This window comes from Flavobacterium pisciphilum (genome assembly GCF_020905345.1).
Taxonomy (GTDB): Bacteria; Bacteroidota; Bacteroidia; order Flavobacteriales; family Flavobacteriaceae; genus Flavobacterium; species Flavobacterium pisciphilum.
On sequence record NZ_JAJJMO010000001.1, the window covers coordinates 4763990 to 4780425 of the forward strand.

Genomic DNA, 16436 nt, shown 5'->3' on the forward strand with positions numbered 1-16436 from the left:
TTGAGAATGAAAGCGAATATAAAAGCCATTTCATATTATTTACCTGAAGCTATTTTATCGAATGATTTAATTAATCGGGAGTTTCCTGAATGGGATATTGAAAAAATCAGTTCAAAGACAGGAATTAATTCCAGACGTATAAGTGCTGATGATGAATTTTCGTCGGATATGGCTATTAAAGCTGCCGAGAAATTGTTTGTAGAACACAATATAGATAAGTCAACTATTGATTTTTTATTGTTTTGTACTCAGAGCCCTGATTATTTTTTACCAACTACAGCATGTATTATTCAAGAAAGATTAGGTTTGAATACTACCATAGGGGCATTAGATTTTAATTTAGGGTGCTCAGGGTTTGTTTATGGACTGAGCTTGGCAAAAGGATTAATTGCTGGCGGAATGGCTAAGAATGTATTGTTGGTTACTTCAGAAACATACTCAAAATTTATTCATCCAAAAGACAAAAGCAATAAAACTATTTTTGGAGATGCAGCTGCGGCTACATTAATAAGTAGTGAGGAAGGATTCTGTTCTATTGGGAATTTTATTTTTGGTACGGATGGGAAAGGAGCAGAGAATCTAATTGTTAAGCAAGGAGGAATGCGTTTTCCTGTTTTGAAAGAAAGCGAAGATGTTACGGATGAATTTGGAAACGTTCGAAATGATAAGAATTTATTTATGAACGGAGCTGAAATTTTCAACTTTACAGGAGAGTTTGTCCCTAAACTTACCGAGGCCATTCTTGAAAAGTCTAATTTAACCAAAGACAATATTGATTTATTTATTTTTCATCAAGCTAATAAGTACATGCTTAATTATTTGAGAAAAAAAATAAAAATTCCAGAAGATAAATTTTTTATTGCAATGGAAGATTGTGGTAATACAGTTTCATCAACAATTCCAATCGCTTTATATGAAGCTCAAAAACAAGGAAAAGTTGGTAATTGTAAAAATTTAATACTAGCAGGATTTGGTGTGGGATATTCTTGGGCTGCTTGTAATTTAATAGTAGAATAATGAAGGATCTAATAATAATAGGAGCAAGAGGTTTTGGACGAGAGGTGTATGATTTGTCAAAACAATGTTCTGGATATAATACAGAATATATTATAAAAGGTTTTTTGGATGATAAATCGGATGCGTTAGTTGATTTTGAAAATTATCCTGAAATTATTTCATCTGTGGAAGGGTATGAAATTCAAGAGGATGATGTTTTTGTTTGTGCATTAGGAAGTGTAAAATGGAAGAAATATTATGTAGAGCTAATGTTGGCCAAAGGAGCTAAATTTATTAATTTAATTCATCCCTCGACAATCTTAAATACAAATGCAATTATTGGGAGTGGTTTAATTGCTTTTATGAACTCAAATATTAGTAATGATTGTGTAATTGAAGATTTTGTTACCATACAAGGTTATGTAGGGTTAGGGCATGACACCAAGATTGGTAAGTGGTCGCATTTAAATGCATATAGTTTTACTGGAGGTTTTGTAATACTGGAAGAAGAAGTTTGTTTAAATACTCGCGCAACAGTATTACCCAATGTTATTGTTCGTAAAGGAGCTACAATTGGAGCTTCAAGTTTGGTGATTAAAAATGTTAAAGAGAATACAACTGTTTTTGGAGTTCCTGCAAAAAGGCTAGAATTTTAAAAAGGAATTGTTATTCATTGAAATAAAAATAGAATGAAAGATCAAAATAGTATTATTTTAAATTGGAAAGGTAACCAAGAGCAACCTTTGGTAAGTATCTTATGTGATGCCTTTAATCATGAAAAATTTATTCGTGAAACTCTAGAAGGTTTTTTAAATCAAGAAACAAATTTTCCTTTTGAAATAATTATTCATGATGATGCTTCTACAGATAAAACAGTATCAGTTATTAAGGAATTTGTTGATCAATATCCATTAATAATTAAACCTATTTTCCAAAAAGAAAATCAATATTCTAAAAAGATAAATTTCTGGAGTGATGTTACTTTCCCTATGGCACAAGGAAAATACATAGCTTTGTGTGAAGGAGATGATTATTGGATGGATACATCAAAATTGCAAAAACAAGTTGATTTTCTTGAGAACAATGATGATTACGCAATTACATGGACAGATTTCTATACTAAAAAAGGAGATGAATTAGTTCCTAATAATTTTAACACCACTTTGCCGCCAGTTTATACAATTGATTTTAATAATCTTTTTGTACCTTATTGTACCTATACGTTGACTTGTATGTTCAAGAAATCGGCTGTGGATCCTTTGGATTATAAGAAATTTGCTTATGGTAAGGATAATACACTTTTTTCATTAGCATTATGTAATGGTAAAGGCGCTTATTTAAATTTTCAGAGTGCAGTTTATAGATGGCACCCTGGGGGGGTATATTCTTTAAGAACTCCTTTTTTTCAACGATACTCATCTTATCTTAATGTAAAAGAAATATATGAGTTTATTCCTGAAGCAAGGACAAATAATATTAAAAAAGTTAAGAAGTCATTATTAAAATATTCTGCATTAGAAGCTTTAAAATTACTTAAAGATAAAAATCAGGACAAAACTGAACCTAAAAAAGCAATTAAAGAATTTTTAGCGCAGGCTAGTTTTTTTGCTAAAATAAAATTTCTTTGGCGTTATATTAAATCGAAAATTTAGAAAATAACTATTATTTCTTCCAGCCAATTATAGATTTAATGAATAAAACAATCCTGTCTAGTTTATTTATTTTTTGAAAGAGTTCACTTTCCTCTTTCTTTAAATAGTTATAATAAGAGATGTCATATTTACTAGCGTTTCGAATTGTGCGTATTAAGGTTCTGTTTATGTGTTTGTTAAGTGATAGGTGATTGAATTTTTTTAGTTTTTCGTTTTGTGAAATTAAAAACTTTGAGGCTTTTATTACTTCGATAATCTCAGAAGGTAAGAGTCCTCTTCTTATAGAAATTGCATTTAAATAAGAGTCTATTTTTGGGTTTGTGGATTCTATTTCAAATTCTATGAGCTGATTGATTTTTATTCTTCGTATAGCTTCAGCTTCATTTATTATTCTAGTTTTACTAATATTATTAGAATGCCATCTATATTGAAGTAATGATTCTTGGATGTTATAAAAATTAGTTTTGGTTATTAATCGAGTCCATAAATCATAATCTTCTGAAATTGTAAATGAATTATCAAAATTTAAACCAGACAAGGCATCTTTTCTTAACATAACAGTTGGATTTCCAATACTACAGCTATGTAAAAAAGAAATTTTTATATCATCATGTTTTTCGCTATGTGTAACAGTATTTTTTTTTGCTCCAAAAAAAGTAAACCAACTTCCGCAGACTCCAATTTCGGGATATTTCTTGAAAATAGCTATCTGTTTCTCAAAACGATTTGGCAAAGCAATATCGTCGGCATCCATTAAAGCAATGAACTTTCCTTTAGCTATTAAAATTCCTTCATTTCTAATATTAGCAGGACCAACATTAGATTGTTTATCAATAACAACAACTCGAGAATCTTTTTGCTTATATTCTAAGATTATTTCTAAGCTATTATCGGTAGATTTATCATTTAAAAGTAATAGTTCGAAATCTGTATGTGTTTGATTTAGAATGCTTTCTATGCTTTCTTTTAAAAAAGACCCTGCATTGTAGATGGGCATTATAACAGAGATCTCAGGAGTTTGCATGGTATTTGTACTTAACAGGAAGCGACAAATATATAATATTACTTTTTAATTGTTGATAACCTCTAAAAATTAAATTTAATTAATATTAGTACATTTGCCCCAATAAATGCAAATAAATGAAAAAAATTCAAGTTGGCTTTTTGGTTTCTTATGATTATAGATATCTTCAAACAGCTCTCCTTCAGGTGTATAAAGAGGCGGATACAATTTTTTTAGCAATTGATAAAGAAAGAAAAACATGGAAAGGGGAATCCTTTATTATAGAAGATGATTTTTTTCAATGGATTAAGGAAGTGGATGTAGATTCAAAAATTCAAATTATTGAAGAAAATTTTTATTGCCCAGAACTAAACAGTATGGAATGTGAAGTTCGAGAGCGTAAAATATTATCAGAAAAAATGGGTATTGGCAATTGGTTAATTCAATTGGATTGTGATGAATATTTTTTAGAGTTTAAAGAATTTGTAGCCTTTTTGAAGTCTAAAAACCATTTTCTGGATAATCCTAAGAAAAATCAAGTTCAGATATCTCCTTATCTAGTAAATCTTTATAAGAGGCTTGATAATGGTATGTTATATGTTGAAAAAACTACAAAGGTTATAGTGGCAACAAATTATCCAAGCTATCAAATTGGAAGACGAACACGTAAGAGGGTAATCTATTACCAAGGATTAGTTCTCCATGAATGTATTTCTCGTTCAAAAGAAGAATTGGAAATGAAATTTAGTAATTGGGGGCATGATTTCGAGATTAACAAAAAAGAGCTTATAGAAAAGTGGGAAAGCGTAAATGAAAATAACTACAAGAGTATGTCAGATTTTTTCTATTTAGAGCCAGAAAAATGGAAAAAACTTGCATATGTTCAAGGTACTACATTTGAAGAGATAAAAGAGAATCTAGATCTTGCTAGTATAGTGCCAACATCTAAGTTTATACGGAAGAAAAACTTTGGACAATGGTTTAAACATTTATTTAAATAACTTCATCTATAAATTTTAATAGCATTAATAAAGGGGCAGTAAGTTTTGTTTGGAACTGGCTGCTTTTTTTATGATCCATAATGATTTAAAAAGATACACATCTGTAGCGTAATCGTTAGTTCTATCATTGTTTCATTTTTATATATTCAATTAAATCTCTTTTAATTTATTTTCTAAATGAAAATAGGATATTAATTTGAAGAGTTAATTTCTATGTGTATTTTTGTGAATAATAAAAACCTTCTAATGAATTTTAAAATTAACCCAATTTTCACAAACGAGACTAGATCGATACTAGATAAAATTAAGATTTTTAATAGTTCAGGTACTCTTTTTGGGAATGGACAACGTAACGTTATAAAATTATTCGATTTAGATGGGAAAAAGATTAATATTAAATCTTTTAAAATTCCGAATTTAATAAATAAAGTTGCGTATAAATATTTTCGAAAATCGAAAGCAAGGCGTTCTTTTGAATATGCTACTATTTTATTAGAAAAAGGGATTGGAACTCCACAGCCAATTGCTTTTTTAGAAAATTATAATTGGCTAGGGTTAAGAGATAGTTATTACGTTAGTGAGCATTTAATTACAGAACTTACTTTTAGAGAACTTGTAGAGGTTCCAGAATACCCTGATCACGAAAATATATTGAGACAATTTACGAGATTTAGTTTTGGTTTGCATGAAAGAGGAATTGAATTCTTAGATCATTCTCCAGGAAATACATTAATTAAAAAGAATACTAAGGGAGATTATGATTTCTTCTTAGTTGATTTAAATAGAATGGAATTTCATGATTCTATGACTTTTGAAATGCGAATGAAAAATCTATGCCGTTTAACTCCTGTTAAAGGGATGGTTGCTGTAATGAGTAATGAGTATGCTAAATTGTATGGAGAATCAGAACAAAAAATATTTGACACTTTATGGAAATACACTTCAGATTTTCAAGAGCAATTTTATAGAAAAAAACGATTGAAAAAGAAACTTAAATTTTGGAAGAAGTAACTTATGTTGTGTAAAAACAATATAAATATTGATTCTAAAAATGTCTTTTACGAACGCTTAAAAATATCTCATTTATAAAATTAACATACAAACTAATTCTAGAAGTATATAATTGTAACAGAAGATCGCCGCTTAACTATTAAAAAAGTTATATTTTTGTGTTTCATATATTAAATTTAAAAATGAAGATTAGTGGCTTGATTATTACTTTCAATGAAGAAAAAAATATTGGAAAATGTATTGATGCTTTATTAAAAATTTGCGATGAAGTTATTGTTGTAGATTCTTTTAGTAAAGATAAAACAGTTGAAATAGCGAAAGAAAAAGGAGCCATTGTTATTGAGCAATCTTTTTTGGGAGATGGCCCCCAACGTACACATGGTTTGCCTTATTGCAAGAATGATTGGGTTCTTAATCTTGATGCCGATGAGTTTTTAGATAAGGATGCAGAAGATTTTATTTTAAAAGAAAAATATTTAGAAGGTAATTATGATGCTTTTAGTTTTAGAGTGAAAAATTTTTTGGCAGATAAGCTTATAAATTTTTCAGGATGGTATCCAGATTATAAAGTTCGGTTTTTTAATAGAAAGACAGCACACCCTTCAAATTCAATTGTACACCAAAGTATAGTTACCCAAAGAGAGAAAAAAGTACCAGTACACATACTGCATTATGGGTGGGAATCTCTAGAACAAATTATCTCAAAAAAGAATCAATACTCTACTTGGCATGCGCAACAGCTTTTTGATCAAGGGGTAAGAATAAAATTTTTCAAGCCATTTCTTAATGGTACTGTTGCTTTTGTCCGTTGTTATTTTTTTAAGAAAGGAGTTTTTCACGGAATAGATGGGTTGTCAATTGCGATGATTCAGAGTTTCTTTTCTTATATGAAATATGCAAAACTTTTAAAGCTTCAAAAGCAAAATAAATAAATCCTACCTATACTGCCTTTTAGAGATTTTGTTTCATGAAAAAATCAATCTGATCTTTGAATAATTCAGGAGTGAATTGTTGGTAAAGTTGAGCAAAATTATTTTTAATTTCCTTGTGGGGTAAATTTTCATTAATTAACTCAGGTTTAAAATCATTCAAATGCACTGAAATATTTCGCAGTCCATCTTCGAAGGTTGCCCAATCATTTTTCTTTACATATGGTGAAAAGATTATAAAAGAAGGTTTGTTTAATGCTTTAGCCATATTAATTGCCCCACCATCATTACCTATGATTACGTCACACTGATTCATTATACCTATAAATGATCTTAAGTTGTTGCCTAATAAATCAAAATGGATTTTTTCTTGGGCACTTTTTGAGCATAAATTGAATATTTTTTGAGCATCTTCAATTTGATTTGGGAAATAATTAAAAAGAATAGTCACGTCTTTATTCTCAGCAACATAGTCTACTACTTTTGCCATATATTCCAGAGGATAAGTTTTTGATTTTTCGCTTCCCAAAAGACTTATCATTACAATTTTTCGATCTTTCCTTACTTCATGTTTATCTAGAAGAGCAATTGCTTCATTGTTTTCGTCTTTACTTACATATAATTTCGGAAAAGGGTCTATTGAATCAGTATCTAAATTTAAAGGTTTCAATAATGAAAGTCTATTGTCTATAGCTAATCCATGATTTGTTTCGACAGTATTGTCAAATCGCTTTATATTATGATTGTAAAATAAAGAGGAGTACCATTTGTAGTACGATATTTTATAATCAGCGCCAGAAAAAATGGTTATTAAATTAGTTTCTAATTTGCCATAAACATCAATTAATACATCATACTTATTAGCTCTTATTTTAAAAATGAAATTAAATAACGACAGGTAGGACTTTCTTATTTTGTTTTCTAATACTATTACCGAATCGATATTTGGATTTCCTATTAGAACATCTGTACAATTAGAATAGCACATGAAGTCTATAGTCGAGTTGGGATATTTTTTTTTAAGATTGTTACAAAGAATTGTACTAATTAGTACGTCACCAATTCTTTTTTGTTGTATGATTAATATTTTCATTATTTGAGATAAGTTTAATAAAAAACTATATTATATTTATTTTGGAGTATTCAATTTTAAGAATAAAATTCTATTCCATTTTATTGTGTGCTAGCCAAAGTGTTAAATAGCGTTTTAGAACCGCAAATGAGTTTATGTAAGCAAGGATATAGCCTTCTTTACCATCTAGGAAGCCTAGTTTAATAAAGTACTGGTTTATGAAGCTAAAAAAAGGTTTCATTAAGAAATGATAAAAATTTGGTTTTACATTTTTAGCGTATAATTCTAAAGCTTCCTTTTTACTTAATAAACTTAATTGATGATTGTATTCGTCAAAACTTTTATATGCGTAAGAGTCTATTCTGTTTTTTAATGTGGATGACTTTTTTAAAAATGTCAAATCCGCTTCTTTTTTTACATCGTCAGAAAAAGAATGTCTTTTTTTATCAAAAATAAAAATTCTTTTTTTGTTGTTAAACTCTCCGTGTTTTATTTTCTTTTTAAAGAAAAATAAAGTTTGTTTGATGTGGTATAGCTTATTGCCTTGAGGATTAGAGGTTTTAATTAAAATTTCATCTTTAAGCTCAGGAGAAAGATATTCATTCGTGTTCAATAATAGTATCCAATCGTTTTTAGCTTGATTGATTGCTAAATTTTGCTGTTGAGTTTTGTCTGTAGTAGTTTGTTCAATAACAGTTGCACCAAGCTCTTTTGCAATAGTCACTGTTTGATCTGTACTTTTGTCATCTATAAGGATAATTTCATTAGCAAACGAAACATTCTCAATGAGTTTCTTTATATTATTTTCCTCGTTAAAACAAAATGCCAAAACACTAATTTTTGGAACTACTACATTTTGGGACATAAAATCATTTTTGTGCAATATTAATAATTTTAGATTTATAACTTTGTGTAAAATTAAACAAAATGTCTCGACTCCCTATTTTAATGTATCATAACATTTGTGAATCTGAAAATGAAAGTAATAATTTGACTATTTCAGTGGAAAAATTAGAACAGCAATTTCAGTATTTGAAAGATAACAATTATGAAACATATCATTTTGAAGAACTAGCGAAAATGAATTCTATTCCCAAAAGGAGTATTGTTCTTACTTTTGATGATGTTACAGAAAATCAAATGATTTATGCAGTGCCTTTATTAGAGAAATTTAATTTAAAGGCTAGTTTTTTTATTCCTTTCTCTTATATAGGGAAAACTGATTTATGGAATACTAGCTCAGAGGTTCTGGGGAATAAAATAATGACAATTGAACAACTAAAAGATTTGAATAGTGATCGAATAGAACTAGGGTATCATTCTTATGAGCATAAAAAATATAGTTTATTGTCTGACTCAGAGATAGAAAATGATTTCATGAAGTGTGAGGAGATAATAAAGGCTAATAATTTAAGAATATATCCTGCTTTAGCTTATCCATACGGTAATTACCCTAAGAAGGGTAGTAGGAAAGAAAGTTTTAAGCAGGTAATTGCTAAGAATAAAATAAAATTTGGTTTAAAGATCGGTAATCGTCCAAACCGTTTTCCTTTTAAAGATAACTATGAGATTAAGCGAATAGATATTAAAGGTCAAGATAGTTTAATGACATTTAGGTTAAAAATAAAATTTGGCAAATTAAAGTTATTCTAAATCTTTTTCGATTAGCATCATTTTTGCATATCTAGAGAATACTCCATATGCATCGATTGCTGCAGCAGCAAGACCAGGAACTCCATCAAGATATACTCTTTTTACAATATAAGTGTGAAAAAAACGATAGAAGGGTTTAAAGAAAAGTAAAAACAGGGTTACTTTTTTTCCTTTATCAGCAGACATTTTTGCTTGAAACCAAGCATATTTGTCTTTTTTACTTATGAAATGAGATAATCCTTTGTAAGTGTAGTGTATCATGTAGTTTTTTAATACACCAGGTTTTGATTTTAGTATTAATTTTTCATGAACTTCATTTTCAAAAGCTAAGTTTTTGTTTTTCATTAAACGAACAACTTTGTCTGTATAATGAAATAAAAAACGACCCATGAAAAAATGTGGGAACCAAATTTTATAAGTGTCAAACTCGTTCGATTCAATACTTTTTAGTATTTCTGCTTGAAGTTTTTCGGTAACTCTTTCATCAGCATCTAAAAATAGTATCCAATCTCCAGTTGCAAAGCTTATAGCATGATTTCTTTGACAACAGTAATTGTCAAAATTTCTAAAAATGAGCTTAACCCCTAATTTAGAGGCAATTTCTTGTGTAGCATCAGTACTATGAGAGTCTAAAACAATGATCTCATCAGCAAATGAAACAGATTTTATTGCATCAGCAATATAAAACTCTTCATTATAAGTAAGTATGATAACGGATAGTTTTTTCATTTCTTTAATTAACATACTTACTTATAAGTGAGTTTAATAATATATTATTATACTGCAACATCGTACTCCCGAAGTGCATTGTTTAATGAAGTTTTTAAGTCTGTAGATGGTTTACGAGTACCAATGATTAAAGCACATGGAACTTGAAATTCTCCAGCAGCAAATTTTTTGGTATAGCTTCCTGGAATAACTACAGAACGAGCAGGAACATATCCTTTCATTTCTACAGGAGTATTACCAGTTACATCAATTATCTTTGTTGATGCAGTTAAACATACATTTGCTCCTAAAACTGCTTCTTTTCCAACATGCACACCTTCTACAACGATGCAACGAGAACCTATGAATGCTCCATCTTCAATGATTACTGGGGCTGCTTGTAAAGGCTCTAATACTCCACCAATACCTACACCACCACTTAAGTGTACATTTTTACCAATTTGAGCACAGCTTCCTACAGTTGCCCATGTATCTACCATTGTTCCTTCATCAACATATGCCCCAATGTTTACATAGCTAGGCATTAAGATTACACCGCTAGAGATGTAAGCTCCATAACGCGCTACTGCATTAGGTACTACACGAATACCTTTTTCAGCATATCCTCTTTTTAATAACATTTTATCGTGATATTCGAAAATACCAGACTCTAAAGTTTCCATTTTCTGAATAGGGAAGTACATAACAACTGCTTTTTTTACCCATTCGTTTACTTGCCAAGCATCTCCAGCTGGTTCAGCAACACGTAATTTTCCAGCATCCAAAAGTTCAATAACTTCTCTGATAGCATCAGTTGTAGTTGTTTCTTGTAGTAAAGCTCTGTTCTCCCAAGCTTGTTCTATAATAGTTTGTAATGAATTCATAATAGTAAGATTTTTGGCAAATATAATTCGATTTTTTTTTAAAACAACCCTCATTGCTTTATAGTAACAATTTTAATCAAAAAACAAGAATTTATTTTGTTGTGCAAAATTATAGTCTTTTTATTTCAAATAAGTTCTCTTTCTATAAAATATTTTACATCTTATTTCCTGATAAATATCAATTTTTGCTATTACTTATAAAAGTAGTTTTGTAGGACAATTTAATAAGAGCATACAGTATTTTAATTTGTTAGAACCCAAAATTTAATTAGTATTTTAACTATGAATCAAGAAAACCAGTTGTTTAAAAGACCTACACCAATTGATAAAGAAGTTTCTTGGGATAAAACCCAAGTGATCATGAGTAAAACAAATCCGTTTGGGATTATTGAATATGCAAATGAGACTTTTGTAGATGTTTGTGGATATGAAGACTATGAGTTAATGGGACAGCCACATAGTATAATAAGACATCCAGATATGCCACGAGTAATATTTAAAGTATTATGGGAAAATCTTAAAGAAGGAAATAATTTTCATGCTGTTGTAAAAAATCTAGCTAAATCAGGAAGATTTTACTGGGTAGTTACTGATTTTGAAATTGCGAGGGATGCAAATGGAGCGATTGTAAATTATTTTGGAAGAAGACGCTCTGTGCCGCAAGAAGTAATTGCAATGCATATTGAACCTTTATATAAAAAATTATTACAGATAGAATCGGCTAGCGGAATGGAGTTTAGTGAAAAATATCTGATTGGTTTTTTAGAAGAGAAAAAAAGATCCTATGTAGAGTATATTAAAGAGTTGATATATGAGCATGAAAAAGCACAATTTACACCTCACCAATCTGAAACCCCGCTTGTGGAGGAAGAAGAGGAAAGAGGGTTTTTTAGTCGTTTTTTTGGTAGATAAAAGATATATAAGCTCTAAAAGAGCGAGGTTAAAAATAATAGGGTTTGACTTTTGATTAAAGTCAAACCCTTTTTTATAGAGATGAGTGATTCAAAAGAAAGCATAAAAAAAGGAGGTTTTAAACCTCCTTTTTTTATCTGTATTCTATGATAGAACTTTCTTTTTATTTGTTTTAAGACTAGTTAAATGGCTAGTTTATTATTAATAACTCTTTCATTAAAAGACTGTATGTATGCTTTTAAGAATTTTTCAGATTCTTTGACTTTAGATTTGTCTTGTTGCATTAAATTATTTTTTAATAGAATATCCTCTTTCCATTTATATAATCCAATAGTTTGATTATTTGCAAAAGCAAGATAATAGTCATCTTTGATATAATGATAAGTTCCTTGAAGATAATAAACTACAAAGTTTTCTTTAGATTTATAACTTTTACCAAAACTAACCATATCAGTTTTTACATTCAGGTAATCTAAAATACTAGGCATGATATCAATTTGTTGAAAGTTTTTATCGCTGACACCAGTTAATTCAGGATTTGATGGGTCAAAAAATAATATTGGAATATTGAATTTTCCAATATTTGTCTTGTCAATATCTTTATCTCCTCCAGATGAAGTATGATCAGATGAAATCACAAATAAGGTGTTTTTGTACCAACCTTCTTTTTTAGCAGTATTAAAAAATTTTCGCAAGGCAAAATCTGTATACGCGATACTTTCTTGAATATCAGTGGTTCCTTTAGGGAATTTTCCTTTGTATCTTTCTGGTATGGTATATGGATTATGTGAGGAGATAGTAAATAATGAACTAAAGAATGGTTGTTTAAAAGAAGTTAATTTCGAAGCGTAAAATTGTAGAAATTCTTCGTCAAAAACTCCCCATTTGCCATCAAATGCATCTTTACCGGTATATTGATCTTTACCAAAGTATTGATCAAATCCTGCTACTTCAGCATATTGATCAAAGTTTTGGCTACCATTAAAAGCGCCATGAAAAAAAGATGTATTATAACCTTCTTTTTTTAAAATTTTTGGAAGACCATTTATTTTATTCAAAGAATAGCTTGATGATATAAAGGAATTATTCATTAAGCTTGGAATACTTGAAAGTATTGATGGAACAGCATCAATTGAAACTTTTCCGTTTGCAAATCCATTTTTGAAATAGTATGATTTTGTGATAAGAGAATCTAGGAAAGGAGTTTGTCCACGTCCTATGTTTTCATTCCCAAAGCTTTCTAGAATTAAAATTACAACATTCTTTTTAATAGCTGGTTCACTAGGTTTTAAGGAAATAACAGGATTGTAAATCGAAATTAATTCTTTGTCATTGTAATAACTAATTTTATCTATGTCTTCTTTCTTGAAAGCAGATTTAAGGATGCAAAAAGGAGTGTTTAAAACCAATCCAGAGTTGTTTAATGCCCCATATTCAGCAGCATCTACAATCTTAATAGGTTTTTTTCGGAAACCTCCACGACCCATAAGTAAAATTATAACTAAGGAAAGAACAAAATAAGCAATTTGTTTGTAATAATCTTTTCTAGTCGATTTTTCGTGTATTAGGTGTGTTCTTAAATTAGGAATCAACTTCCAAAGTAAAATGCTTACAATAAGGAATAAAGCAAAGATGTACCAAAATTCTTTTAGAAAAGAGGGGATCAATCCTAAAGCTTCTTGTTCCATTCCTTTGGCTGTAATCATTCCAAAAGTACTTCTCCTGCCAGTAAAACGATAGTAGATAATGTCTATGAAATTTGTAGCAATGAATAGAAGGTTTGCAGAATAAAAAGTAATCTTTAAAATGCTTTGGTATCTGGGTTTGTATTTAAAATTCCCTGGAATTAAGTGGGCAATCAAGAAAATAATATTTATATAGGCTATAGCAGCAAAATCAAAAAGAACTCCTCCAAAAAAGGTGTGCAATGTAAAGGTTTCAAATAAGTTTAAATTCATTAGATAAAAAAGAACTCGAGAAAGTTGGTAGATTACAACAATTAAAAAGAATCTTTTTAGGAATAAAACAATGCTATTTTTATAGTTATTCATTTGGAGTTTAGTAATTTTTAGGTATTTGCTTTTGCTTTAAGTTTATAGTAAAGAATGAAATTTTGGACAAAAGAACTATTTTTTTTTAAATTATAATTACTTATTCATCTAATTTTGTAAGAACAGGATTTGGTTTTTTATGTTGTAAAACAATATTTTAGATGTAATCTATTTGTTATTAAATAGTTATGTTTTTATTTTTTTAAATTAACATGTTTAGAATATTTATTTAAAACAAGTTAATTCTTTCTTTTGTTCGATGATAATTATCATGAATTAAGAAGGTAATGAAGAGTACTTTTGAAGTGAAATTATATATAAGAATTTTTAAGAGCAGTATTCCATTTAAGATTGTTTAAATCTATGAATTAGTATAAATAGAGATGATCAGTAAGCTCCCAGTATAAATTTTTAAATATTGTTTTAATTTTTTTTGGAGAAAAAATTTAATTAATCCGTTTTAAATTCTAGAACGGATTTTTTTTTACGGCAGGAGGTTTTTACTTTATGTATCTTTGTCATATAATTTTAATAAGATGCCAAGAATTCTCGCTATAGATTACGGACAAAAAAGAACAGGGATAGCTGTTACTGATGAATTACAAATTATTGCTTCAGGGTTAATAACAATTCCATCACATACAACAATTGATTTTTTGAAGGATTATTTTGCTAAAGAGAAGGTGGAAGCGGTTTTAATAGGGGAGCCAAAACAGATGAATGGAGAACCATCTGAAAGTGCTTCCATTATAAAAGGTTTTGTAACTCATTTTTCTAATATTTTTCCAGATATGAAAGTGGTTCGCGTAGATGAAAGATTTACTTCTAAAATGGCATTTCAAACAATGATTGATAGTGGTCTAAGTAAAAAACAACGTCAGAATAAGGGTTTGATTGATGAAATCTCAGCAACAATAATGCTTCAGGACTATTTGTCTCGAAAAATGTTTTAAGATTTTAGTAGTTTTGCCTCGAAAACGTTTTAGAAAACTATAACTTTTCAGATGAAATTTATAGTTTTTTTTTGCAATTTTATGAAGTACCTTTGCACTTTAAAATTTTCTTGCTATGTCCGACAAAACCATACGTTCAAATACCGAAGTAGTACTTATTGGTGCTGGAATTATGAGTGCAACTCTTGGGTTAATCTTAAAAGAATTACAGCCAGATTTAAAAATTGAAATTTACGAAAGATTAGATGTTGCTGCAGCCGAAAGCTCTGATGCTTGGAATAATGCGGGAACAGGACATTCAGCCTTTTGTGAATTAAATTATACTCCAGAAAAAAATGGAAGTATTGATCCTAAAAAAGCAATCAGTATTGCTGAATCCTTTGAAGTTTCTCGTCAGTTTTGGTCTTACTTAGTACAGCAAAACAAAATTACATCTCCTGATAATTTTATAAAAAGTGTTCCTCATATGAGTTTTGTTTGGGGAGAAAAAAATGTGGATTATCTTAAAAAAAGATTTGAAGCATTACAGAAAAATCCAATCTTCAAAGAAATGGTTTTTAGTACTGATTTTGCTCAATTAAAGGAATGGATGCCCTTGGTAATGGAGGGAAGAGATGCTTCGGATAAATTTGCTGCAACTTCTATGGCAATAGGAACAGATGTGAATTTTGGAGAATTAACAAGAAGTATGTTTAATTATCTAGGGAAATTAGATGGTGTGACAATTCATTTTAATCACGAAGTTAAAAAGTTAAAACAGCGTGAAGATAAATCATGGAGAATTAAAATCACAGATTTAGCAACAGGTCAAACCAGAAAAGTATATACTAAATTTGTATTTATTGGCGCTGGTGGAGGTTCTTTGCCTTTGTTAGAGAAAGCAAATGTTGCTGAGGGTAAAGGATTTGGAGGTTTTCCTGTGAGCGGACAGTGGTTAAAATGTACCAATCCAGAAGTTATTCTTCAGCATCAAGCTAAAGTTTATGGAAAAGCAAGTGTTGGTGCACCGCCTATGTCGGTTCCTCATATCGATACCCGAATGATAGACGGAGAAAGAGCGTTGCTTTTTGGACCATTTGCAGGTTTTTCTACTCGATTTTTAAAGAACGGATCCTACATGGATTTACCCATGTCAATAAAAACAGACAACATAATGCCGATGTTGGCAGCAGGTTATCATAATATACCACTTACTAAATATTTAATTGAGCAAGTGAGACAATCGCCTAAGGACAGAATGAATGCTTTACGTGAATACTTACCTAATGCAAAATCGAAAGATTGGAAATTAGAACGAGCAGGTCAGCGTGTTCAAGTTATTAAAAAAGATGAAAAAGAAGGTGGGATTCTTGAGTTTGGAACTGAGGTAATTAATACTAAAGACGGGACATTAGCTGTTTTATTAGGGGCTTCACCAGGAGCTTCAACTGCAGTTTCGATTATGGTAGGATTGGTTAATAAGTGTTTTAAAGATAAAGTGAAAACACCAGAATGGAATGAGAAATTTAAAGCAATGATTCCTTCTTATGGTCAAACCTTAAACGATAAACCAGAGCTATTAGCAGAAATAAGAAAAAATACAGCTGCTACTTTAAAGTTAGATAATTAGTA

16 protein-coding genes are annotated in these 16436 nt (G+C 29.6%); 10 read left to right on the top strand and 6 right to left on the bottom strand.

All coding sequences use genetic code 11. The features are described 5' to 3' along the window. Positions 1–6 precede the first annotated feature (6 nt). From LNQ49_RS20280 to LNQ49_RS20290, 3 genes are read left to right on the top strand one after another with little or no spacing between them, the layout of a single operon-like run. Entirely contained in the window at positions 7–1017 is a 1011-nt protein-coding gene (locus LNQ49_RS20280; protein ID WP_229990831.1) for a ketoacyl-ACP synthase III, read from the top strand. Next, positions 1017–1652: an acetyltransferase gene (locus LNQ49_RS20285; RefSeq protein WP_229990832.1), complete on the top strand. Its 636-nt coding sequence runs from the start codon at positions 1017–1019 to the stop codon at positions 1650–1652. The genes LNQ49_RS20280 and LNQ49_RS20285 overlap by 1 nt, the downstream gene beginning before the upstream one ends. A gap of 33 nt (positions 1653–1685) precedes the next feature. Continuing rightward, complete coding sequence (locus LNQ49_RS20290) at positions 1686–2648, top strand: glycosyltransferase (RefSeq protein ID WP_229990833.1); 963 nt, start codon at positions 1686–1688, stop codon at positions 2646–2648. 10 nt (positions 2649–2658) lie between these two features. Here the strand turns inward: LNQ49_RS20290 and LNQ49_RS20295 are convergent, their stop codons facing one another. Continuing rightward, positions 2659–3672, bottom strand: coding sequence for a glycosyltransferase family 2 protein (locus LNQ49_RS20295; RefSeq protein ID WP_229990834.1), 1014 nt, complete (start codon positions 3670–3672; stop codon positions 2659–2661). A 116-nt stretch (positions 3673–3788) separates the two neighbouring features. Here LNQ49_RS20295 and LNQ49_RS20300 point away from each other — a divergent pair, with 116 nt between their 5' ends. From LNQ49_RS20300 to LNQ49_RS20310, 3 genes are all read left to right on the top strand, one after another. After that, positions 3789–4652 carry a hypothetical protein gene (locus tag LNQ49_RS20300; RefSeq protein ID WP_229990835.1) on the top strand — a complete coding sequence of 288 codons (864 nt, stop codon included), beginning with the start codon at positions 3789–3791 and terminating at the stop codon, positions 4650–4652. 246 nt (positions 4653–4898) lie between these two features. After that, on the top strand, positions 4899–5663 hold the full coding sequence (locus LNQ49_RS20305; protein ID WP_229990836.1) for a lipopolysaccharide kinase InaA family protein: 765 nt from the start codon (positions 4899–4901) through the stop codon (positions 5661–5663). Between the two features lie 182 nt (positions 5664–5845). Further along, the gene (locus LNQ49_RS20310) at positions 5846–6595 is read left to right on the top strand and encodes a glycosyltransferase family 2 protein (RefSeq protein ID WP_229990837.1); all 750 of its coding nucleotides are present in this window, start codon (positions 5846–5848) and stop codon (positions 6593–6595) included. Between the two features lie 19 nt (positions 6596–6614). Here LNQ49_RS20310 and LNQ49_RS20315 read toward each other — a convergent pair whose 3' ends face one another. Then, positions 6615–7685, bottom strand: coding sequence for a glycosyltransferase family 9 protein (locus LNQ49_RS20315; protein WP_229990838.1), 1071 nt, complete (start codon positions 7683–7685; stop codon positions 6615–6617). Positions 7686–7755: 70 nt separating this feature from the next. After that, entirely contained in the window at positions 7756–8529 is a 774-nt protein-coding gene (locus tag LNQ49_RS20320) for a glycosyltransferase family 2 protein (RefSeq protein WP_229990839.1), read from the bottom strand. Between the two features lie 137 nt (positions 8530–8666). On the opposite strand from LNQ49_RS20320, the gene LNQ49_RS20325 reads away from it, so the two are divergent. After that, positions 8667–9317: a polysaccharide deacetylase family protein gene (locus LNQ49_RS20325; protein WP_229990840.1), complete on the top strand. Its 651-nt coding sequence runs from the start codon at positions 8667–8669 to the stop codon at positions 9315–9317. On the opposite strand, the gene LNQ49_RS20330 is transcribed toward LNQ49_RS20325, so the two are convergent. Next, positions 9309–10046, bottom strand: a complete 738-nt coding sequence (locus tag LNQ49_RS20330) for a glycosyltransferase family 2 protein (RefSeq protein WP_229990841.1) — start codon at positions 10044–10046, stop codon at positions 9309–9311. The two genes, LNQ49_RS20325 and LNQ49_RS20330, sit on opposite strands and share 9 nt — an antisense overlap. Before the next feature lie 47 nt (positions 10047–10093). Next, positions 10094–10909 carry a 2,3,4,5-tetrahydropyridine-2,6-dicarboxylate N-succinyltransferase gene (locus tag LNQ49_RS20335; RefSeq protein ID WP_229990842.1) on the bottom strand — a complete coding sequence of 272 codons (816 nt, stop codon included), beginning with the start codon at positions 10907–10909 and terminating at the stop codon, positions 10094–10096. A 282-nt stretch (positions 10910–11191) separates the two neighbouring features. Here LNQ49_RS20335 and LNQ49_RS20340 point away from each other — a divergent pair, with 282 nt between their 5' ends. Next, complete coding sequence (locus tag LNQ49_RS20340) at positions 11192–11821, top strand: PAS domain-containing protein (protein WP_229990843.1); 630 nt, start codon at positions 11192–11194, stop codon at positions 11819–11821. A 182-nt stretch (positions 11822–12003) separates the two neighbouring features. On the opposite strand, the gene LNQ49_RS20345 is transcribed toward LNQ49_RS20340, so the two are convergent. Beyond that, positions 12004–13872 (bottom strand): LTA synthase family protein, encoded by a 1869-nt coding sequence (locus LNQ49_RS20345; RefSeq protein WP_229990844.1) that lies wholly within the window; start codon positions 13870–13872, stop codon positions 12004–12006. Between the two features lie 536 nt (positions 13873–14408). Between LNQ49_RS20345 and ruvX the strand changes: the two genes are divergently transcribed. Both ruvX and LNQ49_RS20355 read left to right on the top strand, forming a co-directional pair. Further along, on the top strand, positions 14409–14825 hold the full coding sequence (gene ruvX / locus LNQ49_RS20350; RefSeq protein ID WP_229990845.1) for a Holliday junction resolvase RuvX: 417 nt from the start codon (positions 14409–14411) through the stop codon (positions 14823–14825). Between the two features lie 115 nt (positions 14826–14940). After that, entirely contained in the window at positions 14941–16434 is a 1494-nt protein-coding gene (locus LNQ49_RS20355; RefSeq protein ID WP_229990846.1) for a malate:quinone oxidoreductase, read from the top strand. Positions 16435–16436 lie beyond the last annotated feature (2 nt).

Excerpts from the sequence above, each read along its gene's own strand:
- LNQ49_RS20280 (WP_229990831.1), top strand. The coding sequence starts at position 7 with ATGAAAGCGAATATAAAAGCCATTTCATATTATTTACCTGAAGCTATT.
- LNQ49_RS20285 (WP_229990832.1), top strand. The coding sequence starts at position 1,017 with ATGAAGGATCTAATAATAATAGGAGCAAGAGGTTTTGGACGAGAGGTG.
- LNQ49_RS20290 (WP_229990833.1), top strand. The coding sequence starts at position 1,686 with ATGAAAGATCAAAATAGTATTATTTTAAATTGGAAAGGTAACCAAGAG.
- LNQ49_RS20295 (WP_229990834.1), bottom strand. The coding sequence starts at position 3,672 with ATGCAAACTCCTGAGATCTCTGTTATAATGCCCATCTACAATGCAGGG.
- LNQ49_RS20300 (WP_229990835.1), top strand. The coding sequence starts at position 3,789 with ATGAAAAAAATTCAAGTTGGCTTTTTGGTTTCTTATGATTATAGATAT.
- LNQ49_RS20305 (WP_229990836.1), top strand. The coding sequence starts at position 4,899 with ATGAATTTTAAAATTAACCCAATTTTCACAAACGAGACTAGATCGATA.
- LNQ49_RS20310 (WP_229990837.1), top strand. The coding sequence starts at position 5,846 with ATGAAGATTAGTGGCTTGATTATTACTTTCAATGAAGAAAAAAATATT.
- LNQ49_RS20315 (WP_229990838.1), bottom strand. The coding sequence starts at position 7,685 with ATGAAAATATTAATCATACAACAAAAAAGAATTGGTGACGTACTAATT.
- LNQ49_RS20320 (WP_229990839.1), bottom strand. The coding sequence starts at position 8,529 with ATGTCCCAAAATGTAGTAGTTCCAAAAATTAGTGTTTTGGCATTTTGT.
- LNQ49_RS20330 (WP_229990841.1), bottom strand. The coding sequence starts at position 10,046 with ATGAAAAAACTATCCGTTATCATACTTACTTATAATGAAGAGTTTTAT.
- LNQ49_RS20335 (WP_229990842.1), bottom strand. The coding sequence starts at position 10,909 with ATGAATTCATTACAAACTATTATAGAACAAGCTTGGGAGAACAGAGCT.
- LNQ49_RS20340 (WP_229990843.1), top strand. The coding sequence starts at position 11,192 with ATGAATCAAGAAAACCAGTTGTTTAAAAGACCTACACCAATTGATAAA.
- LNQ49_RS20345 (WP_229990844.1), bottom strand. The coding sequence starts at position 13,872 with ATGAATAACTATAAAAATAGCATTGTTTTATTCCTAAAAAGATTCTTT.
- ruvX (WP_229990845.1), top strand. The coding sequence starts at position 14,409 with ATGCCAAGAATTCTCGCTATAGATTACGGACAAAAAAGAACAGGGATA.
- LNQ49_RS20355 (WP_229990846.1), top strand. The coding sequence starts at position 14,941 with ATGTCCGACAAAACCATACGTTCAAATACCGAAGTAGTACTTATTGGT.